The sequence below is a fragment of the Rhodococcus sp. IEGM 1302 genome (assembly GCF_030056935.1).
In the GTDB taxonomy this organism is placed as follows: domain Bacteria; phylum Actinomycetota; class Actinomycetes; order Mycobacteriales; family Mycobacteriaceae; genus Rhodococcus_F; species Rhodococcus_F qingshengii.
Window position 1 is genome coordinate 82233 of record NZ_JASHKY010000001.1, and the last position, 26612, is coordinate 108844.

The window sequence follows — 26612 nt, forward strand, 5'->3', positions numbered from 1 at the left end:
TTCCGGGTACGACTCCGCCGGTTGATCCTCCGGAGGTGTGTGATCCGGCGACGCAACTGTGCACGACGCATCCGGTGAAGGTTCCGGGGTTCACGGTCGCGAAGGCTGCGGATCCGGTGTCGGGTACCAATGTTGCTGCGGGTCAGACGATCACGTATACGGTGACCGGTTCCAACACGGGTAACACGACTCTTGATCCGGTGGTGTTGACCGATGATCTGTCGAAGGTTCTCGACAACGCGACGTTGGTGGACGGTTCGCTCAAGGCAACTGTCGACAGTGTCGACGGTGCTGCTCCGACCCTGTCGGGCACCACGCTCTCGTGGACTGGTGCGTTGGAAGCCGGTAAGTCGGTTGTTCTGACCTATCAGGTGAAGATCAACGACGGTGTTGCCGGCGGGGTTCTGATCAACAACAAGGTCACCGGTACTGCGAAGCCGCCGACGGGTCCGGAGATCACTCCTCCGCCGGTGACGACCGAGCATCCGGTGGATGGCACACCCGCGATCGAGGTACTGAAGTCCTCTGTTCCGTCCACCACGAACCGTGTGGTTGGCGGCCAGGAGATCACGTACACGCTCACGTTCAAGAATGTGGGCACCGCGGATGGTGAGATCAGTTTCTACGACGATCTCACCGACGTTCTCGACGATGCAGTAATGACGAAGGATCCGGCTACCACTTCCACGCTGGTTGTTTCGGGTGTCGTCGACAACGTCTTCACGGTCACCGGCAAGCTGGCCAAGGGTGAGAGCGCGACCGTGACGTACACCGTCAAGGTCAATCCTGAGATCGGAACGTTGTCAGGTCCCGGATTCACTCCGGGTGTCCTGAACAACTACCTGGTGGTTGGTGGCGAGAACCCGCCAGTGGACTGTGTCCCGGGCGACGCTCTCTGCACCGAACACCCGATAGACCCGCCGGAGACCACCACTACGGTGCCGCCGACGACCACCACGACGCCGCCGGTCACGACGGAGCCCTGTGTTCCTCCGACGACGACCACGCGGATGGTTCCGACGACAACGGTTGCGACGACGACGGCTAGCGCGATCACTGCCGGTGACGCTGATGTGACCGGTACGGAGGAATCCACCACCACGGAGGAGACCACCACAGAGGAGACCACGACAGAAGAAGTTGTCGCGGAGGAGATTGTGGATCCGTGTGGCGTGACGACAACGACGCCGCCGACGACAACGCCGCCGGTCACGACAGTTCCGCCGACCACGACGGTTCCGAACACGACGGTGCCGGTTACACCGACGATCATCATTCCCCCGATCGTCGTTGTGCCTCCGATCGTCGTACCGCCGACGGTTCCGGGTCAGCCGGTTCCGAGCACGGTTCCGGGACAGCCGAAGCCGCCGACAGCAAACCCGGGTCAGCCGGGTCAGCCGAAGCCGTCTGCTCCTCAGGGCGGGACGATCAACTCGGGTGGTGGCGCTGGTGAGAGTGGCGTGAACACCGGGTTGCTCGCAGCAGGTGGATTGGTTCTGCTGCTGGCGCTGGGAACGGGTGTTGTTCTCCGGACGCGTCAGCGTCGCGCGGACGGTGACAACTGATTCTCTTGAGACTCTGAGGTAAACGACGTGGGGCAGATCGCAGAGTATGCGATCTGCCCCACGTCGTTTTCATGTGTGTTACGAGCCGAGCCGAGATCCGTCCTTCTTCCAGGCTGCAACTACCGACGGGCGAGGCTGGGAAGAACCACCGTCTGGCCAATGGGATGCGGGGCTTTCGATGCTGGCGTCGTCGGTCTCGCCGGGGTGCTGGACGCAGACGATGACGCGCTTCTCGTCCACGATGGGGCCGCAGGTTTCGGCGCCGACGGGAACGGTGAGGAACTGCTTTGTCTCACCGCGGTTTTCGCCTTCGAGGACAACGCTGAACAGCCCGTCGTTGGACTTGAGTGCGTTGCCGTCGGTGGAGATCCACAGGTTTCCGTGCGGGTCGAAGGCAAGGTTGTCCGGGCACGAGATGGGACTGACCTTGTTCTTGTCGAAACCGCCGAAGTAGGTATCGGCTGTGGCTGGATCTCCGCAGACGAGAAGAAGATTCCAGCCGAACGTGGTGCCGGCGTGGTCGTCGGTGATTTCGAGGACCTGGCCGTTCTTGTTGTTGTTGCGCGGGTTCGCCTCGTCGGCCGCGGCGCCACCGTCGACTCCGCGCTTGGTGTTGTTGGTCAGTGCGACGTAAACCTTGCCGCTCTTCGGGTTTGCCTCGAAGTCCTCGGGGCGATCCATCTTCGTTGCCCCGACCTTGTCACCGGCCTGGCGGGTGAAGACGGCGACCTCTTCGGCGCTCATACCGTCTACCAGCGATTCGCCCTTGCCGTCTTCGCCGGTGCGCAGGATGGCTACCCACTCGCCGGTTCCGTCGAACTTGCCGTCCGACGGAAGTTTGCCGCTGCCGTCGATCTCGCCGGCGGAGTTTCCGCTGAGCTTTGCGACGTACAGTGTTCCGGCGTCGAGCAGAGTCATGTTGTGGCGCATGGCTGCTTGACTCTTGCCGTCCTGCATCTTTCGGCTGGAGACGAACTTGTACATGTAGTCGAAGCGCTCGTCGTCGCCGCTGTAGGCGACGACGGTGCCGTCCGACGTGATGTAAATGGTGGCGGCTTCGTGCTTGAAACGTCCGAGCGCTGTGTGCTTGATCGGAGTCGACGACGGATCCCAGGGATCGATCTCGACGACGTATCCGAATCGGTTGACCTCGTTGGGTTCTGCGACCAGATCGAACCGCTTGTCGAAGCGTTCCCACTTGCGCTCGGAAGCGGCGCCGGCAAGACCGTAGCGCTTCAGTCGCGCTGCGACCGTGGGATCGGTGACACCCTCGGCGTTCGCGAAGTACTGGTTGAAGTTCTCTTCGCCGGAAAGCACTGTGCCCCAGGGGGTGACGCCGCCGGCGCAATTGTTGAGGGTGCCGAGCACTTTGGTTCCCGTGGGATCGGCACTCGTCTTGAGGAAGTCGCTACCTGCAGCGGGGCCGGTCACGACAAATTCCGTGGTTCCGGTGATGCGGCGGTTGTTCGATCCGATCTCCGGTACCAGCTTGCCGTTGTCGGATTCGCCCTTGACCTGCACGACCGACAGTCCGTGGCTGGCGAGGCCGATCTTGAACTGCTCCTCGGTCGGGTTCTCCGCATCGTAGCCGCGGAACATCGCCGGCTCGGTGGAGTATTCGTGATTGACCACGAGTAGGTAGGTGTTGGGCTGCCCGTCGACCGGGAGCAATCCGGCGAAGTCGTTGTTGAATCCGAACTGCAGTTCCTGCGCTGCCGCAGTCTGCTTGTCGAAGTCGAAAGCCGGGGCGCCGGCGAGAACGGCGTCACCCCAGCGAATCACGACGGCTTGATCGTATCCGTCAGGGACGGTGACCTTGTCTTCCTTGTTGGGCGCGACGGCGCCGAAGTTCGTCCCCGCTGGTGTCGATCCGCTGCTGCTGCCGCTCGTCGATCCGGTTCCCGGTTCGGCACTTGCGGATTCGTCCGAACAGGCAACGAGGGCGCTGCCCGCTCCCACCGCGAGCACTGCCATGCCGCTGCCCCGGAGCAAGCCGCGACGACTCAGCGCTGTGCGTGCGATGTCGCGGAAGTACTCGCCGCCCGAGGTGTTGGGGACCTCGTGAGAGCACGCGTTTCCGCACTTGTACTGGCAGGTGATCGACGCGCGTGCAGACACGCCGTCGTGTTTGACGAACAAGGCCAAAGGCTTGATAGCCACCGTGAACTCCCGAGATTCGATGTACGGACTTCGGGAACCGTAGAAGCTCGAAGCAAGGGTAAAGGAACGTAAAAATGAACGGCAAAACAACGAGGTGACCCTTACCCGCGGTTTACGACGCGTCCCCGCGGGGACGTCGCATGACATTTGTCATCGCCGATCCGTGACGGTGTCACCGCAGGTGATGATGCTGTGCACTGTTTTCGGCTCTGACTTCCCGCGAAGCTTGGATGCATGAGAGAACCACATGAGGGAAGCCTCCTGACGGACCTGATGGACATCGGACCCGCACCCACGATGGGCCGCGAACTTGTAGTGATCGTGGTGAACATCGCGATCGTCGGAGTGGTGTTCGCGATCATCGGCTCCAATCCGGTGTTCTGGATCCTTGTTGCCGCTCTCGCTGTCTATGCGGGTATTCGATTCGCGATCGGACTGCGCGGCTGGAACCGAGCGGAGGCGCAGCGATGAAGGGCGATCCCGTGATCGACGTAGTCGGAATGTCGCGGCGTTACGGCTCCGGCAAGGAGGCGTTCGATGCTGTTCGCAATCTGGATCTGAGTGTTCAGGAAGGCGAGCTGTTCGGCCTCCTCGGAACAAACGGTGCCGGCAAGACATCCACTCTCGAAGTGATTCAGGGCCTTTCGCGAGCCAGTGCCGGAACGGTGCGCGTTCTGGGCATGGATCCGGTGCGCAACCGCAAGCAGATTCGCCCGTCGCTTGGCATCATGCTCCAGAAGGGTGGCTTGCCCCAAGACCTGACTGCTCGTGAGAGTTTGGCGATGTGGGCCGGAACCTGCTCGAATCCGCTGCCCGTGGACGAGGTGCTCGAGCGCGTGGACATGCGTGACCGTGGTGATACCCGCGTGAAGTTCCTCTCGGGAGGTGAGGCCCGGCGACTGGATCTGGCGTGCGCGATCATCGGCCGGCCACTCGTACTGTTCCTCGACGAACCGACTACTGGATTGGACCCCGAAAGTCGGCGTAACACTTGGCAATTGATTGCTGACTTGAAAGCGTCGGGCGTCACCATCATGTTGACGACGCATTACCTGGACGAAGCCGAGTCCCTGTGCGACCAGTTGGCGATCATGCACCGAGGATCGGTGGTGCGCAGCGGAACCGTGGCGGACGTCGTCGCGGATCATCCTGCCCAGATCAAACTGCACCGTCCCGGTCTTCCGCTCCCGGCCCTGGCCGGCGCCGAGGTACGCGTCGAAAACGATCTGGTGGTGATCACCACTCGCACAGTGCAGGAGACGCTGACGGAACTGCTGCTGTGGGCACAGCACAACAACATCCTGCTGACCGGCCTGGATGCCCGCGCGGCATCCCTGGAGACCGTATTCCTCTCCATTGCAGACCAATTCGATCATCACGCAACTCTCGAAGGAGCGTCGGCATGAACCGCATAGCAACCCTGTCTCGTTCGGAGTTCACGCTCCTGGGACGAAATCGACTGTTGCTCTTCAACGCAATCGTCCTCCCGTTGATCTTTCCCGTGGGGATGCTGTACCTGTCGCGCGATGGCGGGTTGTCCGACAAGTCGGTGTCGGCAGGCCTCGAGGTGTTTGCACTCTTCCTGCTCGTGTTCGTGGTCTTCTACAACCTCCTGTCGGTGTACGCGACGCGTCGTGACGAGTTGGTTCTCAAGCGACTACGGACAGGGGAATGCAGCGACGCCGAGATCCTCGCGGGCCCGGCAGTGCCGTCGTGGGTTCTCACCGGCCTGTTGACGGTGGTGATCGGAATCGCCGTGATGGTTCTGGGCGGTAGTGCTCCGGTCAATCCGGTCCTGGTGCTGGTCGCGGTGATCGGCGGCGCCGCGCTCTTCACGGCGCTGGCGTTGATCACTTCGGCTGTCACGCGAAATGCAGAGGCGGCGCAGATCACCTGCATGCCGATTCTGATTCTGGCGACGGCAGGTATGTCCTCGATCAGGAATGTCGTGCCGGACAACGTTGCTCGCATTCTCGATTTCACTCCGCTGGCCGCAGTAGTGGACCTTCTCAATCTCGGATGGCTGGGGCGGACCACTGGCGAACTGGCTGATCTGGGCGATGCGCCCGGTGCGGCAGCGGGATTTGTCGACACCTTCGGTTCGGCTGCGCAACCGCTGTTGGTCATGCTGGCGTGGATCGTCGGTTCGGTTCTGATCGCGAACGTCCACTTCCGCTGGGAACCGCGTTCGTAGAACTCTGAGAAGGTAGTGGGCATGATCGCGCAGAACTTCGGACGCTGGAATCCGAGACGGACGTGGCGAACCGCGTCGAACGTCGACAAGGTTCGCCTCTACACGCGGCAATCGTTCATCATGGTCGCAGTGGTTTTCGGTGGCTTCGGTGCGGTCACCGAGATAGTTGCGGATCGGTACCTGTCGGGTGTCTTCCTCGGAATCAGTGCCGTTGCGTGCGTCATCGCCGTGTCTCGGATGCCTGATCTGGGCGGAGTCGTGGCCAAGCCCGTCCAGATTCCTCTTGCCGTGATGACGTTGTCGGCGTTCTGCTCGGCGGGAATTGCCTTGGGAAGCAATGGCGAGAACGGCCCGTACTTCTGGCTGGCGGCAATCCTTGTCGTGCCCCTTGCGGGGTTGACGTCGTTGCGCTGGCTGATCGTGGGCTCGGTGGCCGCCGGGGTTGTACTGGGACTGCTTGCGGGTCCGGAAAGCGGCGTGTCCGTCGGAATCGTCGCCGCCTTCATGGGGCTGACCGTCTACATGTCGGTGTGGCTGCTGCGGATGGTCACCGAATTGGATGAGGCACGCGGAGCCGCTGCCGCTCTGTCCGTCGCCGAGGAACGGTTGCGATTTTCACGCGATCTCCATGACGTCGTCGGGCGGGCACTGTCTGCAATTGCGGTGAAAAGTGAACTTGCAGCTACTCTTTCACGACGCGGCGACGATCGTGCCGCCGCGCAGATGGACGAAGTACGCGAACTTGCGCAAGATTCACTCGACGAAGCGCGCGAGTTGGTTCGGGGATACCGGTCCATCGCCTTGGCGTCCGAGCTGGCCGGTGCGCAGTCTCTGCTCGAGGCCGCCGGAATCTCCACTGCGATACGTGGATCGGCAGATCAGCTGCCGGTGGAACTGGCCGAAGCTGCCGCCTGGGTCGTCCGTGAAGGCGTCACCAACATTCTCCGGCACTCCAGTGCCGAGAATTGCAGCATCGAAGTGTTCGCGGACGGCGTCGTGATCGCCAACGACGGCGCACGGATCGCAGAGCCGAACAACGGAACCGGCCTGAACGGATTGCGCGAGCGCGTCGGCGCCGTCGGAGGAATTGTCGAAACCGTGCAGGACGAAGATCGCTTCACCCTCACCGCCCACTTTCCGTCCCGAACGAAGGAGTCTCGGTGACCGAGCCGATCAAGGTACTGCTGGCCGACGACGAGAACCTGATCCGCTCGGCTCTGGCCATGATGTTGTCGCTCGAGGACGACATAGTTGTCGTCGCGGAAGCCGAATCCGGCGAGGATGCCGTGGTCGCTGCTGCAAAACATCAACCTGACGTAGCCGTGCTCGACCTTCAAATGGCAGGTATCGACGGCATCGAGACGGCGCAACAGATTGCGCAGACGGTCTCGGGGTGCGTCTCGATCATCGTGACGAGCCACGGGCGTCCCGGGTATCTGAAGAAGGCACTGTCAGCAGGCGTCCGAGGATTTCTGCCGAAGACGACGCCTGCGGCGACGCTCGCCGAGGTGGTCCGCAGCGTCCACGCGGGCGGGCGGTACGTCGATCCGTCGTTGGCTGCCGAGGCAATCGGCGCCGGCGACTCACCGCTTACTCCGCGCGAAGCGGACGTACTCGAGTACGCGGCCGACGGAGCATCCATCGAGCAGATCGCTTCCCGGGCACACCTCTCGGCAGGAACCACCCGGAACTATCTGTCGTCAGCTGTCACCAAACTCGGTGCAGCCAACCGGCACGAAGCAGCGGTGATCGCCCGCCGGCAGGGGTGGATTTAGGGCCCTCGGCCCCGTGCGCCTTTCTGGTTGCGGGCACTACCAAAAAGGCGCACAGGGCCGAAGGCCCCGCGATGTCGAGAATCCCCGACTTGCTTCGTCCCTGTAGTGAAGTGCGACCAGAATGGGTGGCACCGACACAGAGGAGATTCACGATGGCCAAGTACTTGCTGCTCAAGCACTACCGCGGCGCTCCGGCTGCAGTCAACGACGTGCCGATGGACCAGTGGACGCCGGACGAGATCACTGCCCACGTGAAGTACATGCAGGACTTCGCGGATCGGCTCGAGAAGGCGGGCGAGTTCGTCGACGGTCAGGCTCTCGCTCCTGAGGGCACCTTTGTCCGGTACGACGGTGAGGGTCGCCCGCCGGTCACCGACGGTCCGTTCGCGGAAACCAAGGACCTCATTGCCGGCTGGATGGTGATCGACGTCGACAACTACGACCGTGCCGTCCAATTGGCCGGCGAGCTCTCGGCCGCGCCCGGCGCAGGCGGGAAGCCGATTCACGAATGGCTCGAACTGCGCCCGTTCCTGACCGAGCCGCCGACCATCACGGACTGAAACCTGTCATGGACGACGCCCTGCTTCGGAGTCTGACTCCGAGTGTGCTCGGCATCCTCGTCCGCCGCGGAGCAAATTTCGCGTCGGCCGAGGACGCCGTGCAGGACGCTCTGCTCGAGGCGGTCAGGGTCTGGCCGGACAACCCGCCGCGGGACCCGAAGGGCTGGCTGGTCACGGTGGCCTGGCGGCGGTTCCTCGACGGGATCCGTTCGGATGCGGCTCGTCGCAAGCGGGAGTTTCTGGCGGACGAGCAGCCAGGCGAGCGGCCGGTCAGCGGGTCGGTGCCGGGCGTGGACGACACACTCCAGCTCTACTTTTTGTGCGCGCACCCGTCGTTGACGCCGTCGTCCGCCGTCGCACTCACGCTGCGCGCTGTCGGCGGGCTGACCACCCGCCAGATTGCGCAGGCCTACCTGGTGCCCGAGGCGACTATGGCTCAGCGCATCAGCCGAGCCAAGCGCACGGTCTCCGGCGTCCGGTTCGAGCAACCCGGCGATGTCGCCACCGTCCTGCGTGTCCTCTATCTGGTCTTCAACGAGGGGTACTCCGGCGACGTCGACCTGGCTGCCGAGGCCATCCGGCTCACCCGGCAGTTGGCGGCCGCGATCGATCACCCCGAAGTCGCAGGGTTGCTCGCACTGATGCTGCTCCATCACGCTCGTCGAGCCGCGCGAACTGCCGCGGACGGCCGTCTGGTTCCGCTAGCCGAGCAGGATCGCAGCCGGTGGGACACCGATTCGATTGCCGAAGGAGTCGCAATCCTCCAGTCAGCTCTCGCCCGCGACCGGCTCGGTGAGTTCCAGGCCCAGGCCGCCATTGCTGCACTCCATGCCGACGCTCTCACAGCAGACGAGACCGACTGGGTGCAGATCGTGGAGTGGTACGACGAACTCGCAGCCTTGACCGACAGCCCGATCGTCCGGCTCAACCGAGCGGTGGCCGTCGGCGAGGCAGACGGACCACGCGCCGGATTGGCAGCTCTTGCAGCGCTGGACGATTCACTTCCACGCCATGCCGCAGTCGAGGCCTATCTGCGTGAACGCGACGGAGACCTGGAGACGGCGGCGAGGTTGTATGCCGATGCAGCGCACAAGGCATCCAACCTCGCCGAACGTGACCATCTGATGCTTCAGGCGTCGAGGATCAACGCCCGTCGATCTCTGAAGCGTCCTGGGTTAGAGAACCTGTGACAGGAACGCCTGCAGTCGATCTGTCTCGGGATCGTCGAAAAGCTGTTCCGGAGTACCGGTTTCGACGACGGCGCCGCGATCCATGAACAGCACCTTGTCGGAAACGGAACGCGCGAAACCCATTTCGTGCGTCACGACGACCATGGTCATGCCGGACTTCGCGAGATCGGCCATCAATGCCAGAACACCCTTGACCAGTTCGGGGTCGAGAGCTGACGTCGCCTCGTCGAAGAACATGACCTCGGGCTTCATCGCCAGGGCGCGGGCAATGGCGACGCGCTGCTGCTGACCTCCCGAAAGGTTGCCGGGCCGCGAGTCGGCCTTCTCCCTGAGCCCCACCAGATCCAGCTGCTCGAGCGCGAGCGCCCGAGCTTGCTCCTTCGACAAACCCTTGAGCTTGTTCGGCCCGAGTGCGATGTTCTCCGCGACGGTCTTGTGCGGGAACAGGTTGAAGTGCTGGAACACCATGCCTATTCGCTGGCGAAGCTCGTCGGGGTTGTCCTTCAGGACGGACTTCCCGTCGAGCAGCACGTCACCCTGCTCGGGCTCGTGCAGACGGTTCAGCACGCGCAGGAGCGTCGACTTGCCCGAACCGGAGGGCCCGATGACGGTGACGGTGTTTCCGGCGTCGACGTGCAGGTTGACGCCGCGAAGCACCTTGTTGGTACCGAAGGACAGATGCAGGTCCTTGCCGGTGAGCGATACGGACTTCAGTTCAGAGCTGGTGGTCATGTCCTCAGCCCCTTTCCACGACGATGGCCTGCTCGAGCGGATCCAACGTGCCTGAAGTGTCGGCGCGTCCGGTCCGGAGTCGGTTGTCGATGTAGTTGACGAGGTGCGTCAGCGGGATGGTCAGAGCAAGGTAGAACAAGCCTGCCGCAACGAGCGGGGACAGGCTGCCGGTCTGGGCGTTGAGATCACGTCCGACGGCAAAGAGTTCCCGCTGGGTGACGAGCAGACCGAGGAAGTAGATCAGCGACGAGTCCTTGATCAGCGAGATGAACTGGTTCATCAACGCCGGCAGAACGCGTCGTACACCCTGCGGGATGACGACCAGCGACATGGACTTTCGGTAGCTGAAACCGAGGGCACGTGAAGCCTCGAGCTGCCCGGACTCGACGCTCTGGATTCCGGATCTGAAGATCTCACCGATGTATGCCGACGCGAGCAGTGACAGCGCCGCGACACCGAGCCAGTACGGATTGCTACCGGTGATTCCCTTGACGATCGGTCCGACGCCGAGCCCGATGATCAAGATGATGACGACTGCGGGCAGGCCACGGAAGATATCGGTGTAGACGCGGGCCGGCCAGCGCAGCCAACGGGTGCGCGAGATACCGGCGACAGCGAGCAGCATGCCGAGGATCGTGCCGATGATGCCGGACGCGAGCGCAAGGATCAGGGTGTTGGGAAGACCGGTCTTGAGGAGATCGGGGAATGCCTTCTTGTACAGATCCCAGTCGAAGAACGTGTCCTTGAGCTGTTCGAGCGTCGACTTCGGTTGGTACGACGCGGTATCGCCACCGTCACCGTTTGCTGCGTTTTCCGCGGCAATGGCTGCGAAGTCGGGCAGTTCCGGAGTGGCCGCGGCCTTGGATCCGGGCTTCCAGCCTTCAGGGAGTTGGCGCGGTACCCAGTCGGCGTACAGCTGAGACCAGGTTCCGTCGTCGATGACTGCGTCGAGGCCGGAGTTGAGGGCGTCGATCAGGGGCTGGTTTTCCTTGTTCACCGCCCAGCCGACGAAGTTGTTGACCGAGAAGGTGTTCTGGATGATCGAGGTCGGATCACCGGGAGCGATTGCACCTTCGGCCTGCTGAGACGGAGCTACCCAGGCGTCGATCTGTCCGGACTTGAGGTTCGCGTACGCCGTGGCGTAGTCGGGAAACTTCACGGGATCGAGCTTGAGCGTGTTCACGACGTAGTCGTCCTGCACGGTTCCCTGTACGACGCCGATGCGCTTTGATGCGTCCAGGTCTCCGAAGCCGGTGATCGGGCTGCCGTTAGGCACGACGAGGGAGAAGTATCCGAAGTCGTAACCGTTGGTGAAGCCGACGGTGTTGCGACGGTCGTCCGTGGTGGTGATGGACGACGAGCCGACGTCGAAGCGTCGACCGGCAACCTGGGCGAGAAGCCCGGCGAACTCGGTGCCGACGAACTCGACCTTCAGGCCCAGCTTGTCCGCGACGGCCTTCAGCAGCTCGTTGTCGTATCCGGTGTACTGATTCTCGGAGTTGACGCAGATGCTCGGGGGCGCGTCACCGAGCGTGCCGACCGTGATGACCCCGGGTTTGATCAGATTCAGCTTCGAGGTGTCGATCTGATCGACCGGGGTGACGGTGGCCGTGGTGTAGCGGTCTTCGGCGCCCGCACCCGCTGCCGCGTCCAGATTGGTGGGCGCCGCGGTTGCAGCTCCCACTCCTGGAGGTGCACACAGGTCTGTGGGGGCTGCCGACGAATCCGAGCCACTCGAGCACGATGACAGAGTCAGCGCCAGAAGGGCAGTGAGGAGCAGTGCCACCACCAGGCGGATCTTCGCTGCGACGGAAGAAAACATGCGTGCAGCGTAAACCTAAGGGTAGCCATTTCTCCGTGTAGAACTGTTGACAGTTTTCGGACAAGGGGCCGTTGCGCTGCGGGCATGCCTTCAAATCAGCGTGATTTTAAGTATCGCCAGGTCGGGGAATCTCGTGCCGAAGAGATCGGCGTCAGCGGACGGGTGCGAGTTCGACGCCCGACGGAGGTACCAGGCGACGCAGCGTTCCGTCGAAGCCGGTGACGTAGAGCGCCCAGCCGTCGCCGTCCTGTCCTATACGCACTGAACTCGGCCCGTTCCACCCATTCGACAGACCCGAAGCGACGACGCAGGAAGTGCCGGTTTCAGGGTGTACGCGATAGATCGAGCCTTCGACGTGAGCAGCGGCGTAGAGCATTCCATCCTGCGACATGGTCAGATCGTCGAGTCCGGGTATCAGGCTCGGGACCGTCGCTACAACTGTCCACGCGTCAGGGGTATCCAAGGGCACTCGAATGATCTGACCGGTGAACAGGTCATCGGTGTACACGGCTCGATGATCCGGACTGAGCGCGAGTCCCTCCGAACGCGGCACTGTCGACCAATTGGGAACGACGGCTCCGGAGTCGTGCAGATAGCGCGAGACGCCCTTTGGCGGACCTCCTTCTGTTCCGACCCACGTGGTCAGCAGATCGCCGTCGGGAAGCCGGAGCAGGCCGTTGCCCGCGAAGTCGACGGGTGCGGACAGCTGATCCGTCGAGGTGTCCAGGTGCCACAGCTTGCCGTCCTGTCTGGTGAGGAAGGACAGCCTCGAACCGTCGAGTTGCAAACCGCCAGGGGCAGCCATGTCGTCGAGGACAGTTCGTACCTGTCCTGCGGCGTCGACGTGATAGATCTTCGACTCGCCGGAGAGGTAGAACCCGCCGTTGTCATCGGGCTCGAGGTTTTCGAGCTGTTCCAACCCTTGCGCTACGGTTTCGACCCGCCACTCGCCGCACATCGGCGCGACTGTCCAGGTGGCCCCCGCCGGCGTAGCTGCCGCCACGGTCCCGGCTGCGATCGCCGCGACGATCAACAACGCCCGAGTTCGGTTGCGTGATACCCCATTGCGCACAACTTACGGCAAACCGGACCAATATCAAACGGTCTGGTCGGTATAGCCGACGCCCAGGGGGTCGCTCCAGGTGGTCCACACGTCTGGCCCGAGTTCGATCTCGGCTGTGGTGAGTAGACACGCGTCGAGTTCTCGGTGCAGTCGAGACGGGTCGATGGCTTGGCCGATGAAGACGAGTTCTTGTCGGCAGTCTCCGACGGGTTCTTCCCACTTGTCGAGGATTCCGTCACGACGGTAATCGTCGGCCGGCCACTCGTCACGGGGTAGAAACTTCCACCAACGGCCGACGTATCCGTGGCGAATGAGATGACCGGCCTGAGAAATACTCCCGATCTCGGTGAACCGGCCGGCATTCCAGTAGTAGCCCTTGGCCCGAAGTAACTTTCCGTTGGTCCACTCGCTGCTGAGGAAATCATGCAGCCGTTGGGGGTGGAAGGGTGCGCGCTCGCGGTACACCACCGAACTGATTCCGTACTCTTCGGTTTCGGGGATGTGTTCACCTTGGAGTTCTTGTAACCATCCGGGGGCCTGTGCAGCCTTTTCGAGTGAGAACAAACCGGTGTCGAGAATCGTGTCGAGTGGGATGCGACCGAGCGTCATCGGAACTATCGCAGCGGATGCGTTCAAAGAGCGCAGGACTGCGGTCAATTCGACCAGGTGCTGGTGCGAGACGAGATCTGCCTTGCTCACCAGGATGACGTCGGCAAATTCGATCTGATCGACAAGCAGATCCGCGATGTCTCGTTCGTCTTCCGGGGCATCGGCTTCGACGCGGCCCCCAGCTGTGTAGTCGCGCAGAAAACTGTGGCCGTCGACGACGGTGACCATGGTGTCGAGTCGGGCGACGTCGGCGAGGGCGTGGCCGTCGGTATCGATGAATGTGAACGTCTCTGCGACGGGAAGCGGTTCGGAGATGCCCGAAGATTCGATGAGTAGGTAGTCGAATCGGCCATCGGCGGCCAAGGCACTGATCTCGGAGAGAAGATCCTCTCGCAGAGTGCAGCAGATGCAGCCGTTGGTCATCTCGACCAGTTTCTCCTCGGAGCGACTGAGCGAGATCTCACGCTCGACTTCTGCACTGTCGATGTTGATTTCGCTCATGTCGTTGACGATCACCGCGACCCGCCGACCCTCTCGATTTCGCAGGATCTCGTTGAGTAGTGTCGTCTTCCCGGCGCCCAGGAAACCTGACAGCACCGTGACCGGAAGTCGTGTGTCGACCATGATTTCCAGTGTCCTTCCGAATGAGAGAATTGCTGTGATCAGGCGGCGGTCACGCGAAACGCTGTGATCGCGTGACCGCCGCCCGGAATGTTGGACGATCAGGCCGCAGGCTCGAGGTAACCCTCGAAAAGGTCGACTACGACGCTGCCGCCGTCGGTGTCGCTACCGAACAATTCCTCGGCGGCGAACTTCACGTGGTACGTCGGTTCTTCGCCGGCGTCGTTGCGCCCGTGGCCGATTGCGTCGGGAAACGGCCACTTCTCGCTAGTCCGATGAGAGATGGTTCCCACTCGTCCGCGGCAGTACGCAGGCATTCGAATATGCCCCGGAACGTACTCGTCGCGCACGCGTACTCGCTGACCGATTTCGAAGGTGGTCGTCTCGACGGGTGCCGGACGCCCTTCGGATTCGCTGGGCCGCGACAGTGGGAACGGTCCCCCTGCAAGGCTTTCGAGTTCTTCCTGCGTCAGGATTCCCTTTTCGACCATCAGTGTCGCGACGCCGATGACGTACCTCTCGTAGTACGGGGTCATCATGTAGTGGCGTGGTTCCATCCGCTCGACGACGTATCGAACTTCGTCGACGCTGAATGCCCCGAGTTCGGCGACACCGGCGAACATCAGGCTGTACGGCAGGTGTTCCCACTCGGCGTGGAAGGTGGGGCCGATGTCGGCGTTGACGGTATGCGGGACTTTGCCGAAGCCTTGAACTCCGGCAAGATCGTGTACTCCATCCATGGTGTGCTTCTTTCTTGTCGGGGTGATCAGACGGTGGGGACCTGCGGGACTGCGACGCCGATCAGGCAGTCCTTGGTGACGATCTCTTGAAGCTGTTCCTGGCTCCAGCCTTCGGTGCCTGCGGGACGTTGCGGGAGAACCATGTAGCGAGTTTCGGCGGTGGTGTCGTAGACGCGGATCTCGACGTCCGACGCGATCTCGGTTCCCATCTCGGAGAGAACCTTCCGTGGCTCACGCACCACTCGCGCACGGTATTCGAAACTCTTGTACCAGGTAGGGGGCAGGCCGAGAATGGGCCACGCGGTGCATGAACACAGCGAGCACACGATCACGTTCTTGAGGGTCGGGGTGTCTTCGACTGCCACGATGTACTCGCCCTGGGGGCCCAGGTATCCGTACTGGGCAACCGCGGCGGTACCGTCGGTGAGAAGCAACTGCCGGAACTCGGGGTCGGTCCACGCCCGCGCGACCAATTCCGCTCCGCGCCTTGGACTGAAGTCCTCCTCGAAGGTTTTCTTCCATCCTTCGACGTAACCGTCGGGTACCAATCCCTTACCGTCGAGTGCGCGGAACAGTGCCCACGCCCGGTCGGAGACCGGCGCCTGGGCCGGTGCGGCGTTCTCCGTTGTGTGGTCGATCGTTACTGACATCTGGTTCACCTTTTCTATGCGGGCTGATCATGTGTGAATCGGTGGAATTTGTTGTGCAAGTGCGGATACAGAACTAGGTGAGGCTGAGTTGTGGTGCAGAGTCGGAGATGTGGTCGGCAGGCGTCGGAAACGCGCCGCGAAGCTTTTCGAATGCGCGCCCGACCCGGAGGACCGTCGCATCGTCGAAGGTCTTGCCGGTGATCATCATTCCGACCGGAAGCCCGTTCACCAGGCCGGCGGGAACGGACAGGGACGGATGTCCGGTCACGTCGAACGGTGCTGTGTTGGCGATCATCCCGAGAGCCTTCGTGATGAAGGTTGCACGATCCACGTCCTTCGCCGGTAGTTCGGATGCGACGTAGGGCAGTGTGGGCATCACCAGGACGTCGAATTGTCTCAAGGCAGTGTCGTAGGCGGCGCGGGCGAGCGGTACGAGGTTCCGGGCTTTGCCGTAGCTCGCGCCGCCGAGGGTGGTGATGCCGTGGTGGCCGGTCAGAGCCACCAGTTTGACGGTTTCGGACAGAGCGTCGGCGTGCTGAAGGCGTCGAGAAGCAAAGTGTGCCATCAGTTCCGGATCGTACAAACCTTCGGCGTTCATGCCGTATCCGTTGCCGTCCAACATCTGGTAGGCACCACCGTCCGTGGCGATCACGTTCCAGATGTGGAAAGCATGTAGGTGCCACGGGATGTTTACTTCCTCTACCGTGCAACCGATTTCGGCCAGACTGTGTGCCGCTGCGCGGACTGCGTCGTCGACCTCGGGCTGTGAGACCGCGTGCCCGAAACCTTCTCGAACGATCCCGATTCGCAGACCATCCACATCGGAGTCGAGGGTGGACAGATAGTCACCTGCTTCGACGCTGTCGGCTTGGCGTGGGTCGTTACCGTCGCGACCGGCGATGACCGAGAGCATCAGTGCGGCATCGTGGACCGTGCGTGTGATCGGGCCGAGATGGTCGATTGTTCGCTCGATGGGAAATGCCCCGGTATACGGGACGAGCCCGAACGTCGGCTTGTGTCCGACGACGCCGCAGAATGCCGCCGGGATCCGGATCGACCCGCCCTGATCCCCGCCGATGGCAAAATCGACGTCACCGTTTGCGACGAGAGCCGCACTGCCACCGGATGATCCACCTGCTTCACGCTGTGGGTCCCACGGATTACGGACCGGTCCGCTTGCCGGTGTGAAGCTCGAACCGGAGAAACACAGGTCCTCACACACAGCTTTGCCCGCGACGGTTGCACCGGCCGCCAGTAGTCGAGTGACCACAGTCGCGTCGCGAGACGGAGTGAACCCCTCTACTGTCCGAGACCCGTTCATCATCGGAACTCCGGCCACGGTCACGTTGTCCTTGATCGCCACGCGTCGGCCGGTCAGGACGCCGTCCGACGTCGGCGGGATGCTTGTGGTCACATACCAAGCGCTCAAAGGATTTTCGCTCGCTGTTAGCACCGTGTGCTCACGTGACGTGGTCGGCGGGGTTGCCTCGTCGGCGTACAACTGGTCGACGACGTCGTAGGAGCCCAGTGCTCCGTCGATCAGTGCCGGCCACTCGAGCCGGGCTGATTGGTCGAGAGTGATGCCGTAATGCCTTGCGGCGGTGTCTATTGCATTGTCGTCAGGTCGGATTGTCGCCATGAGAAGTGTGCTCCTGATGTGATCGGCTTCACTTGTCTTTCAGACTAGGGCCGGATCCATAATTGCGTCAATAGGTATCGACATATTGACTCGTTAAGTTCGGGTTACGCGCGCTCAGAGAGAGCGGGGGTACAGGCGCCCACGGCGTGATTCAGCGAGCAGAATCGGTCGATGCAGTGGAACGCCGTTGTTCGTAGAGCTTTTCGATGTCGTGACAAGCTGCCGAAGTACTGTTTCCGGATCGCCTGCCGACGTTCGTTCGACTGCGCGTGCGTAAGCGACGATCGCTTCGTATGTTGTCTCCGACAGGGAACTGAGCGGAGGCAGGAGTTCGTTCGAGCTCGCGCTGTATCGCTTTTCGAGGTCGTGATCGCCGGCTGCGGATTGAAAGTAGCCGAATGCCGCCCAGACTCCGTCGGCATCGGAATTGCCGATGAGCTGCTGAGTGGCCTCGTCGAGGACCAATGCAAACGTCCGCGTGGTGGCCCGCAGTCCGTGCTGGGCGCATTGTCGTTCGAAGAAGACCTCGTCATGGCCCACCAGGGTGGAAAGAATCAGTTCGGCCCCGGAGTTGGCTATCGACTCGATGATGCGTGAGAAGTCGGTTGTCCCCAACGGTACGTAGACTTCGCCGGCCACCGAACCTGTGGATTCGGCGATCACACGCCGGGCCGCCCAATGCGCACCGAACGACCACGAATACTGCTGGCCGACCAGGAACCAAGTGCGAGAACCGGTCTCGGACATCATTGCGGGTATACCCGCTCGCGTCTGGTCGAGTGGGCGCTCACCCAATCGAAGGACTCCCGGACGCGATCGACCTCCCTCGTTGAGAACTGTGTGCACCAACAGCACACCGGTGTTCTGCAATGCAGATGCAGCGGCATTGAAGGTCGACGATGTCACGCACGCGAAAACGGCGCGACATCCGCTTTTCACCAATCGCAGTGCGGTCGCCGCTCCGGCCGCCGAGTCGGAAGCGTCATCGCCGATCACCAAGTCGACGAGAACGCCGCCGATGCCGCCGTCGGCGTTGATTTCTTCCACGGCCAGTGCTGCGAGTGTTTCTGTCGCCTGGGCGAATACAGCTGCCGGGCCGGATTTGCTGACCAGCAGCCCGATCCGATGTCGGTCGGAACGCGGAGGTTCGGGTGGAGCGAATCCGCGCTTGTTGGCAAGCCAGGAAATGCCGTCCTGATCGAGGCTGGACTCGAGAACGATCCGGGTCCCGGCGCCGTCGGGAAAGAACCGGATCGTCAGGCGGCCGCGCCACGGTTGGTGGTGCACGATCACGACCGATCGGCCCCGCTTCACGCCGGCGACGTATCCCAACAGCGTGATCGGCATTCCGACTGGATCTGCGCGTGCGCCGTCGCCGACGGGAAGGGAGATGGCGGCAGCGGCCCCGACCGTCAGTTGCTCACATTCGAGTTCGAGCAGTTGCCCCGTTTCGAGGCGCTCGAAGGCTGACCCTGGTGGGTCGGTCGTCACGATCTGTGCCGTTACGGAGAGACCTGGCACGTTCTACTTCCTGCCTGAAATAGGTGCTGGGGCTCAACAGGGCCTCACGCTCGGCGACGCACCGATGCGACGTCTGAATCCTCAGTCGCAGTGGCCGGCAACTCGGAGGCGTTCGAACCTGCTTCCAGCGCTCGCCCGAGGACGTCGCGCAGGAACTGGAGTGCATCGTTGGCGGGCCCCGATGGATCTATCGAGAACAGGCGATGACGTCCTTGACGCCGTTCGACGATCACGCCGGACAACCGCAGCGCCTTGAGATGTGTGGATACCGTGGTGCGACCGACCGTCGAAATTTGATCGCTGATGAAGCCCGCGTTGCACTCGCCGTGGGTAGCCAGCGTGTCGAGAATCTGTCGACGCACTTGGTCGGCCAGCACAGCAAACGCCAACTCTTCGTTTCGTTGAGTAGTCACTGTCTGCTGTCCGCGCTTCCTCGATGGTCTCTACTGAGATATGTCGACACCCGTCAACATATCTCGAGTTGCCTCCGAGGGAAAGAATGTGGCCGAAGATTGCCGGCGACTTCGGTCAGTGCTCGGCGGTGATCACCGCGTCGCGCAGCATTCCGGTCCCGGGATGGCAATTGATGTACTCGTAGAGCTGATCGGCGGCATCGAATACCGAGACCTCATGGTAGAGACGCAATTTCGACAGGCCCTCGGCCACCCGGAAGAACGTCGTGAAGATCCGTAGATGGGTCGGGTGGGATTCCGACCACCGTTCGAGTTGGTCGAGGGAGGCCCAGTGGCCGATGTTGTAGCTCAAGTCGAGGAAGTTTCCGTCGATGTCGATATTGCGTACGAATCGGTTGCTGTAGCACCCGACGGCCGAGCCGTTGTCGCGGAGGAAGTCCATGCCCGATTGAAGAGTGGGCAGGATTTCGTCCAGGTAGAGGCTGCGCTCGTCTGCTTCCGCGTCGGCCCAGTCCTGCCCGGACCTGATCAGTGCGATGTTGTCGTGTCCCCGCACTACTACGCGTCCACCTACGGCGGGGTCACCGGCGACGACCCGCAGTTCGCCCGAGGCCTGCATCCAGTCGGTTTGGGAGATCGGAAACCGCTCGCGCATCGAACCCCAGTAGCCGTGCTCGTTGATTTCGCCGCTGACACCGTCCATGACAGCTCCCACCCCGGGGAGGTCGTCTTGGAACGCGTAGAGCGTTTCGAATTGTTCGGCTCTCGGTGCCACGATCTCGCGGAAGAACCCCAATCCGTCCGACAGGCGGTCTTCGGACTCCCACCAGGAGGACACTGGAGGTGATGTGCTCCAACGATGTTGGGAAGAAACATCTTTCCAGTAACCGACCACGATCAGGTTCTCGTAGCCCTGGTTGTCGATGTGATGGGTGAGATCGTGGTGTGCCGGTCCGTCCGGCAAGTCGAAGCCGGCGACGATATCCCGCATCGCCCGCAGTGCTGCCGGGCGCTGATCCTCGCCGCGGAACTGCACGCCGAGATAGCCCATCACGACCTGGTGCAATGTGTCGTCTGCGCGCCCGACCCACATGGGAAACGGTGGCGTATAGGTATCCGGGACCCGCCTGGTCAGAGTGCGCGGGCATTGAAGGTGTTCGCCGATTGCAGATTCCATGAGTGCTCCCTGTGATGTAGGTGGTCGAATCGGGTGCCTGGCACTTGGCAACGCCGTGCCGAAAATCTACGCCCGCTCAGCCGAGCAAACTTGGCCGTCAGCGCCCGATGCTTGGCCTACCGTGCCAAGAATTGTGGATACGCTTCGGCGACAGAAAATTTTGAACACCATGTTCAATGGGTAAGTGTCCGAAGATGTTACAGATCAGCGGGTAGTACTTGTGGGGGCCGCTGCTTGCGACCGGTACCGCCGCGGGCTGATCCCGAATTCCGCCTTGAAGGCTCGACTGAAGGCGGCCAGGTCGGTGAATCCCCAGCGGTGAGAAATCTGGGTCAGCGACCGCTCTACTCCGTGTCGTTGCACGATCTCACGACGGCAACCGTCGAGTCGACGGCTGCGAATCGACCGTGACACCGTCGTGCCGTGTTCGGCGAAGGCTCGGTGCAACTGCCGAATGGAGACTTTGACCGATCCCGCGATGTCCACCGGAGACAGGGCCGGGTCTGCGATGCGGGCGTCTATGACCGACAGGGCGGATTCGTAGAGGCTGGTTCGCCGCGAGGTGATCGGTCGCGCAGTTGTGTGAAGAACGGACTTGACCAGGTTGCCGATCTCGTTGACGACTTCCTCTTCGTCTCCGCTTGCGTCGGACGTCATGCGGACGGAGGCAAGATCGTGAAGAAAGCGACCGAGCAGGCCACTCAGGCCCGCGTGTCCGTCGAAGGCGATGGCGGTCAGGCTCGTGACCTCCGCGTCGCTGAGCGACAGGTACGACCGTGGCCAGGTGAACACCTCGAGTCCCCAGATGCCGTCGTGTGCGTGTCCCTCGATCTGCCAATCGAAGGGGCGCGTGGTGTCGTACAGGACGTAGTCGCCACGTCGCAGGACGCATTCGCGGTCGTCTTGGCGCACTACCGCGCTACCGCGGCGGATCATCCCGATCTGCAGATAGTCCGCGCCGTCGCTTTTGATGAGGCTGTTGCTACGGACTATTCGTTGTTCCATCGATTGAACTGCGGATACCCGAACGTGTGCGAGTTGGGCCGAGTGGACGGCCCCGCTGAATCGATCGCCGTCTCCGATATCGGATACGTCGAGCGCGACAAAATGCTCGCGCAACAAATCTGCCCAGTCGCCCGTGAGAGTCGTGCGTGTGGGCAGGGAGAAGCCGGATCGCGCGAGCATTGCAGGGCGCCTCCTCGCAGAAAAGCCGAAGTTCTCGGGTGCTCGATGTTCAGAGAGTAATCCCGCACATCAGACATGTCGATAGAAGTCGACATGTCATCGCGTCGGGAAGAAATTGTTTGCCATACAAACAACGCCGAGTTATTGTTTGTCGTACAAACAAGTAGGAGTTCGTGATGGCCACCGAGGCAGTTCCCGCAGCGCGCGCGACGCGTGAGTCGGGCAAGCAGACGCGCATGGCGCTGTTCAACGCCGCAACCGAGCTGTTCCTCGAGCACGGCGACAGCGTCTCCATCGCGCAGATCTGCACGGCCGCCGGCGCCCATCCCAACCAGGTGACCTACTACTACGGCTCCAAAGAAAAGCTCTTCGTCGAGGTGGCGTGCGCGGCCGTTCTGCGCGCAGGCAAGCGTGCCGAGGTCGATGCCGCCGACGCCGACACGGTCGGCGATTACACCGAGAAGCTGGTCGGATCCCTCCTGGGCTCGGGCGCTCCCAGCGTCGAACTCTTCGTGGAAGCGATGATGATGACGGGTCGTCGTGGTGAACTCCGCGACCTGATCTCCGAAACGCTTCGCACTCTGCACTCCTCGGGCGAAACCGCCCTCCTCCGTACCTTGATCCGCACCGGCTGGCAGCTGCGCGCGGGCATCGACGTCGAGTCCAAGGCCTTCTGGTCTGCGATCTTCGGCCTCGTCATCCAGAAGACTGCCACCGGCGAGAGCTTCGGCTACTCCCTCGAGGAGGCGGTTGCCGTCATCTTCGCCACCCTCCAGATACCCGACGCCGTACTCAACAGCTCGATGGAATGAACTCTCTTCGAGCGTGATTCTCCGACAAGGACTTCGATGAATATCGTTCGCGTATTCGACAGCAACGTCACCAAGACCCCGGACAAACCCTTCCTGATATTCGACGGTCACGATCACACGTACTCCCAGGTTCAGGACGGAAGTCGACGCGCCGCAGGCTATTTGCAGTCGCTGGGCGTGCAGCCGGGCGACCGCGTCGCGCTGATGTGTTACAACACTCCGGGATTCGTGTACGCGATGCTCGGTGCCTGGCGCTTGGGCGCCGTCGTGGTCCCCATCAACCACAAGATGCAGACTCCGGAAGTTGCCTGCGTGCTGGGACACGCGAAGGTGTCGGTGTGCGTCTTCGACGGTGAGTTGGCGCCGGTTGTCGGTCGACTGGAGACAACGGCCAAGCTGATCAGCACGGACTCTGTCGCAGACGGTTTCGACTTCTTCGACGACGCCATCACCCGCCAGGACGGCGTTGACGGTATCGACATCGACGAGAACGATCCGGCCGAAATCCTCTACACCTCGGGGACTACCGGCTCGCCCAAGGGCTGCGTCCACAGCCACCGCAACGTCGTCGGTGTTGCCGTCACCGCGGCCCTCGCCGTGTCGACGACTCGGGACGAGCGACTGCTCATGGCCGTCCCGATCTGGCACGCTTCCCCGCTCAACAACTGGTTCATGTCCACGCTCTACATGGGCGGAACCGTCGTGCTGCTGCGCGAGTACCATCCCGTCAAATTCCTGGAAACAGTTCAGGAACAACGCATTACCCTCTGCTTCGGCCCGCCGGTCATCTACACCACTGCACTCAACCTCGTGCCGAACTTTGCCGACTACAACCTCGGAAGCGTTCGTGCGTGGTTGTACGGCGGGGGACCGATCGGCGCGGATGTCGCTCGGCGACTGGTGGAGTCGTACGGCACCACCGAATTCCGGCAGGTCTACGGCATGACCGAGACCGGGCCAGTGGGCACCGTGCTGTACCCCGAAGAGCAGTTGAGCAAGGCGGGCTCGATCGGCCGCGTCGCGCTGGCCGGCGTCGACCTGCGCCTGGTTGCCGATGACGGCACCGACGCGGAGCCCGATCAGATCGGTGAGATCTGGCTGCGCGCCGACACCGTCATGCAGGGGTACCTCGACGACCCCGCTGCCACGAAGGCTGCATTTGCCGACGGCGGTTGGTATCGCACCGGCGATCTGGCGCGCAAGGATGCGGACGGTTACCTCTTCATCGTCGACCGCGCGAAGGACATGATCATCACGGGCGGTGAGAACGTCTACTCCAAGGAGGTCGAGGACGTGATCTCCGGCCACCCGGACGTCGTCGACGTCGCCGTTGTCGGAAAACCCAACGAAGAATGGGGCGAGACCGTCGTCGCGCACGTCGTCTGGCGTGAACCGGATGTCATCAGCGCCGACGACATCAAGGACTACCTCTCGGACAAGTTGGCGCGCTACAAGATTCCGCGTGAAGTGGTGTTCGCGACGATTCTTCCGCGTACACCGACCGGCAAGATCCAGAAGCACCTCATCCGCGCAGCGAGCTGAAAGGCCTGTCATGACTGATATTTCCGAGAAGACCGTCACCCACCCGGCTCCGCATCGCACCCATGCAGTGCTCAACCAGTCGGTACCGCGCACGGACGTCAACGAGTTCCTGCTCGATACGGTCCTGGCCGAAGGCGTCGCGCGTCACGACGCCGATTGGGCCACCAGTGAACTCACCGATATCGGTGAACTGGTCGGCAGTGCCGGGTTCCAGCACGACGCCGAGCTGGCCAACACGGTGATCCCCGAATTGAAGACCTTCGATCGCTGGGGAAACCGCATCGACGAGGTCGAATACCATCCGTCGTATCACCGGATCATCTCTGCCGCCGTTGCGCACGGTGCTCACACCTCTGCCTGGGCTGACCCCAAGCCGGGTGCCAACGTGGCTCGGGCCGCGGCATTCATGCTGTTCTCCCAGGTCGAACCGGGCCACGCGTGCCCGATCTCCATGACGCACGCTGTGATCCCCTCGCTCGAGCTGCAACCCGATGTAGCCGCCATCTGGACCCCGCGTGCCCTTTCTCGGAGTTACACCCCCGAGTTGGATGCTCCCGGAAAGGCATCCGCGATCTTCGGAATGTCGATGACGGAAAAGCAGGGTGGCTCCGACGTGCGAGCCAACACGACCATCGCCAAGCCGGCCGGACGTGGCGGCCCGGGTGCGGACTACCTCCTCACCGGACACAAGTGGTTCTGCTCCGCGCCGATGTCCGACGCCTTCCTGGTTCTCGCTCAGGCCGAAGGTGCTGCCGGCGAGGGACTTTCCTGCTTCCTTCTCCCCCGCATCCTGCCCGACGGCACACGCAACGTCTTCCGCATCCAGCGTCTGAAGAACAAGCTGGGCAACAAGTCCAACGCGTCGTCCGAGATCGAGCTCGACGGCACCGTCGGCACCATGATCGGCGAACCGGGACGTGGCGTGCGGACCATCATCGAAATGGTGTCCCAGACGCGACTCGACTGCATCCTCGGCAGCACGGCAGGTATGCGTCAGTCGGTCGCCGAAGCGGTGTGGCACGCACGGCACCGCAGCGCTTTCGGTGCCGTCCTGGCAGATCAGCCGGCGATGACCTCGGTGCTTGCCGATCTGGCTCTCGAATCCGAAGCCGCGACCATCACCGCACTGCGATTGGCTCGTGCGCAGGACGAGGACGCGAATGAGCAGGAAAAGGCGTTCCGCCGACTCGCGACGGCTGTTGCGAAGTACTGGATCTGCAAGCGCGGCCCGCACCACTCCTACGAAGCCCTCGAGTGCCTGGGCGGCAACGGTTACACCGAGGACTTCCCGCTTGCCCGTCGCTACCGTGAGCAGCCCGTCATGGCCGTGTGGGAGGGGTCGGGCAACGTCATCGCGCTCGACGTCCTGCGCGCGATGACCCGTGAACCCGACTCCGTTGCCGCCTTCGACCACGAGATCAACCTCGCCCGCGGCAACAACCCGGTCCTCGATCAGCACCTCGATCGGGTACGACGCCAACTCGGTGAGCTCGCCACGATGGCACCCGCCGACGCCCAGCTCCGCGCTCGGACCGTCGTCGAGGCTATGGCGTTGGCGCTGCAGGCTTCGCTCATGGTGCGCCACTCCCCGGCCGCCTCGTCCGATGCGTTCATTGCCGCTCGCCTCGGCGCCGACCGTGGTCACGAGTACGGAACTCTGCCTGTGGGAACAGATTTCGCCGGAGTTCTCGCGAGAGCCTAAGGCTGCTCCCTCAGTACCCTGGTGACGGTGTGTACTGCCGGCGTCGGATTGTTGGGTCGCCATGCCATCGCGATTTTCAGCGTGGGCGTGGCCCCGGCGATCGGCAGGTACACGACCCCGTCCATGGACAGATGCGCCGTCGACTCCACGACGACGGCGATCCCGACCCCCGCTCCGACCATGGCCAACAGGCTGTACGGATCGGGGGCTTCGTGTGCGATGGTGGGCGTGAAACCTGCTGTGGCGCAAACGGACAACGTTGCATCGCGCACCACCGAGCCGTGCTCGGCGGGATACATCACGAATCGCTCGGTTGCCAGGTCTTCCGGTGACACCGAGTCATGCGTACCGAGGTGATGCCTGGCCGGAACCGCGACCATCAAGGTTTCCTCCCGCACAGTGTGAGTCTCGAATCCGCGCGGAATGGGCAGGCCGACTATGCCCATGTCCAGTGCTCCGCGTCGGAGAGCGTCGAGCACCTCACCCGAGTACATCTGCGGCCGTAGTTCCAGTTCGATTCCCGGATGGGAGTCGGCCAAGGACCGTGTGAGGGCCGACAGGACGGTGTAGCCGCCTGTTCCACCGAAACCCACTGTGACACGGCCCGTCTCGCCAGTCGACGCGGCCGATGCGATTTCTCGTACCACGGCGATCTGCGCTTCGATGATCCGTGCGGGCGTGACCAAGGCTTCGCCGGCGGCTGTCAGTTGCACTGATCTGGTGGTCCGGACGAACAGGTCGGTGCCCAGTTCACGCTCGAGCGCCCGAATGGTCTGGCTGAGCGGGGACTGCCCGATGTGGAGTCGCTCGGCGGCCCGGCCGAAATGAAGTTCGTCGGCGACTGCGAGAAACGCGCGCAGTTGACGCAGTTCCACGTCGCTCCTCCCGGGTTTTATTATGTGGTTCTCCCACATAAATAAGTCGAACTAAGTCTTGGACT

Annotated in this window: 24 protein-coding genes; 11 read left to right on the plus strand and 13 right to left on the minus strand. The window is 62.5% G+C overall.

All coding sequences use genetic code 11. From position 1 onward, the window contains the following. Window positions 1–1565 (plus strand): isopeptide-forming domain-containing fimbrial protein (locus QM609_RS00375; RefSeq protein ID WP_283336852.1); only part of this gene is annotated, 1565 nt, incomplete at its 5' end. 78 nt (window positions 1566–1643) lie between these two features. On the opposite strand, the gene QM609_RS00380 is transcribed toward QM609_RS00375, so the two are convergent. After that, complete coding sequence (locus tag QM609_RS00380) at window positions 1644–3725, minus strand: PhoX family protein (protein WP_050655933.1); 2082 nt, start codon at window positions 3723–3725, stop codon at window positions 1644–1646. 234 nt (window positions 3726–3959) lie between these two features. Between QM609_RS00380 and QM609_RS00385 the strand changes: the two genes are divergently transcribed. The 7 genes from QM609_RS00385 to QM609_RS00415 all read left to right on the plus strand — a co-directional run bounded on the left by QM609_RS00385 (window position 3960) and on the right by QM609_RS00415 (window position 9444). Further along, a complete protein-coding gene (locus QM609_RS00385) occupies window positions 3960–4196 on the plus strand; it encodes a hypothetical protein (RefSeq protein ID WP_223304396.1) in 237 nt (78 codons plus the stop codon). Beyond that, window positions 4193–5131, plus strand: a complete 939-nt coding sequence (locus tag QM609_RS00390; protein ID WP_003945975.1) for an ABC transporter ATP-binding protein — start codon at window positions 4193–4195, stop codon at window positions 5129–5131. The genes QM609_RS00385 and QM609_RS00390 overlap by 4 nt, the downstream gene beginning before the upstream one ends. Then, window positions 5128–5919, plus strand: coding sequence for an ABC transporter permease (locus QM609_RS00395; protein WP_003946064.1), 792 nt, complete (start codon window positions 5128–5130; stop codon window positions 5917–5919). The genes QM609_RS00390 and QM609_RS00395 overlap by 4 nt, the downstream gene beginning before the upstream one ends. Before the next feature lie 21 nt (window positions 5920–5940). After that, a complete protein-coding gene (locus tag QM609_RS00400) occupies window positions 5941–7083 on the plus strand; it encodes a sensor histidine kinase (RefSeq protein WP_007735262.1) in 1143 nt (380 codons plus the stop codon). Next, window positions 7080–7694 (plus strand): response regulator transcription factor, encoded by a 615-nt coding sequence (locus QM609_RS00405; RefSeq protein ID WP_003946002.1) that lies wholly within the window; start codon window positions 7080–7082, stop codon window positions 7692–7694. Before QM609_RS00400 ends, QM609_RS00405 begins: the two co-directional genes overlap by 4 nt. A gap of 152 nt (window positions 7695–7846) precedes the next feature. Further along, window positions 7847–8254: a YciI family protein gene (locus QM609_RS00410; RefSeq protein ID WP_003945999.1), complete on the plus strand. Its 408-nt coding sequence runs from the start codon at window positions 7847–7849 to the stop codon at window positions 8252–8254. Between the two features lie 8 nt (window positions 8255–8262). Then, window positions 8263–9444, plus strand: a complete 1182-nt coding sequence (locus tag QM609_RS00415; protein ID WP_007735260.1) for an RNA polymerase sigma factor — start codon at window positions 8263–8265, stop codon at window positions 9442–9444. On the opposite strand, the gene QM609_RS00420 is transcribed toward QM609_RS00415, so the two are convergent. From QM609_RS00420 to QM609_RS00470, 11 genes are all read right to left on the minus strand, one after another. Further along, window positions 9430–10176 (minus strand): amino acid ABC transporter ATP-binding protein, encoded by a 747-nt coding sequence (locus tag QM609_RS00420; RefSeq protein ID WP_003946070.1) that lies wholly within the window; start codon window positions 10174–10176, stop codon window positions 9430–9432. The genes QM609_RS00415 and QM609_RS00420 overlap by 15 nt on opposite strands. A gap of 4 nt (window positions 10177–10180) precedes the next feature. Then, a complete protein-coding gene (locus tag QM609_RS00425; protein WP_003946057.1) occupies window positions 10181–11998 on the minus strand; it encodes an ABC transporter substrate-binding protein/permease in 1818 nt (605 codons plus the stop codon). 151 nt (window positions 11999–12149) lie between these two features. After that, the gene (locus QM609_RS00430) at window positions 12150–13070 is read right to left on the minus strand and encodes an SMP-30/gluconolactonase/LRE family protein (protein ID WP_050655934.1); all 921 of its coding nucleotides are present in this window, start codon (window positions 13068–13070) and stop codon (window positions 12150–12152) included. Window positions 13071–13094: 24 nt separating this feature from the next. Beyond that, on the minus strand, window positions 13095–14294 hold the full coding sequence (zigA, locus tag QM609_RS00435; protein ID WP_050655935.1) for a zinc metallochaperone GTPase ZigA: 1200 nt from the start codon (window positions 14292–14294) through the stop codon (window positions 13095–13097). Between the two features lie 98 nt (window positions 14295–14392). Further along, the gene (nthB, locus tag QM609_RS00440; protein WP_042450645.1) at window positions 14393–15031 is read right to left on the minus strand and encodes a nitrile hydratase subunit beta; all 639 of its coding nucleotides are present in this window, start codon (window positions 15029–15031) and stop codon (window positions 14393–14395) included. Window positions 15032–15057: 26 nt separating this feature from the next. After that, window positions 15058–15681 carry a nitrile hydratase subunit alpha gene (nthA, locus tag QM609_RS00445; RefSeq protein WP_042450854.1) on the minus strand — a complete coding sequence of 208 codons (624 nt, stop codon included), beginning with the start codon at window positions 15679–15681 and terminating at the stop codon, window positions 15058–15060. Between the two features lie 73 nt (window positions 15682–15754). Beyond that, window positions 15755–17320, minus strand: a complete 1566-nt coding sequence (locus QM609_RS00450; RefSeq protein ID WP_050655936.1) for an amidase — start codon at window positions 17318–17320, stop codon at window positions 15755–15757. Between the two features lie 114 nt (window positions 17321–17434). Further along, entirely contained in the window at window positions 17435–18841 is a 1407-nt protein-coding gene (locus QM609_RS00455; RefSeq protein ID WP_050655937.1) for a substrate-binding protein, read from the minus strand. Window positions 18842–18885: 44 nt separating this feature from the next. Next, complete coding sequence (locus QM609_RS00460) at window positions 18886–19254, minus strand: ArsR/SmtB family transcription factor (RefSeq protein WP_007735244.1); 369 nt, start codon at window positions 19252–19254, stop codon at window positions 18886–18888. Between the two features lie 115 nt (window positions 19255–19369). Further along, complete coding sequence (gene oxdA, locus QM609_RS00465; protein ID WP_050655939.1) at window positions 19370–20431, minus strand: aliphatic aldoxime dehydratase; 1062 nt, start codon at window positions 20429–20431, stop codon at window positions 19370–19372. 204 nt (window positions 20432–20635) lie between these two features. Continuing rightward, window positions 20636–21616 (minus strand): helix-turn-helix domain-containing protein, encoded by a 981-nt coding sequence (locus QM609_RS00470; RefSeq protein ID WP_047270147.1) that lies wholly within the window; start codon window positions 21614–21616, stop codon window positions 20636–20638. Window positions 21617–21792: 176 nt separating this feature from the next. On the opposite strand from QM609_RS00470, the gene QM609_RS00475 reads away from it, so the two are divergent. The 3 genes from QM609_RS00475 to QM609_RS00485 are packed head-to-tail and all read left to right on the plus strand — an operon-like array spanning window position 21793 to window position 25672. Then, complete coding sequence (locus tag QM609_RS00475; protein ID WP_030537647.1) at window positions 21793–22428, plus strand: TetR/AcrR family transcriptional regulator C-terminal domain-containing protein; 636 nt, start codon at window positions 21793–21795, stop codon at window positions 22426–22428. A 36-nt stretch (window positions 22429–22464) separates the two neighbouring features. Beyond that, window positions 22465–23970, plus strand: a complete 1506-nt coding sequence (locus QM609_RS00480) for a class I adenylate-forming enzyme family protein (RefSeq protein WP_050655940.1) — start codon at window positions 22465–22467, stop codon at window positions 23968–23970. Window positions 23971–23980: 10 nt separating this feature from the next. Further along, entirely contained in the window at window positions 23981–25672 is a 1692-nt protein-coding gene (locus QM609_RS00485) for an acyl-CoA dehydrogenase family protein (protein ID WP_050655941.1), read from the plus strand. Here QM609_RS00485 and QM609_RS00490 read toward each other — a convergent pair. After that, window positions 25669–26547: a LysR family transcriptional regulator gene (locus tag QM609_RS00490; RefSeq protein ID WP_030537644.1), complete on the minus strand. Its 879-nt coding sequence runs from the start codon at window positions 26545–26547 to the stop codon at window positions 25669–25671. The genes QM609_RS00485 and QM609_RS00490 overlap by 4 nt on opposite strands. Between the last annotated feature and the right edge of the window lie 65 nt (window positions 26548–26612).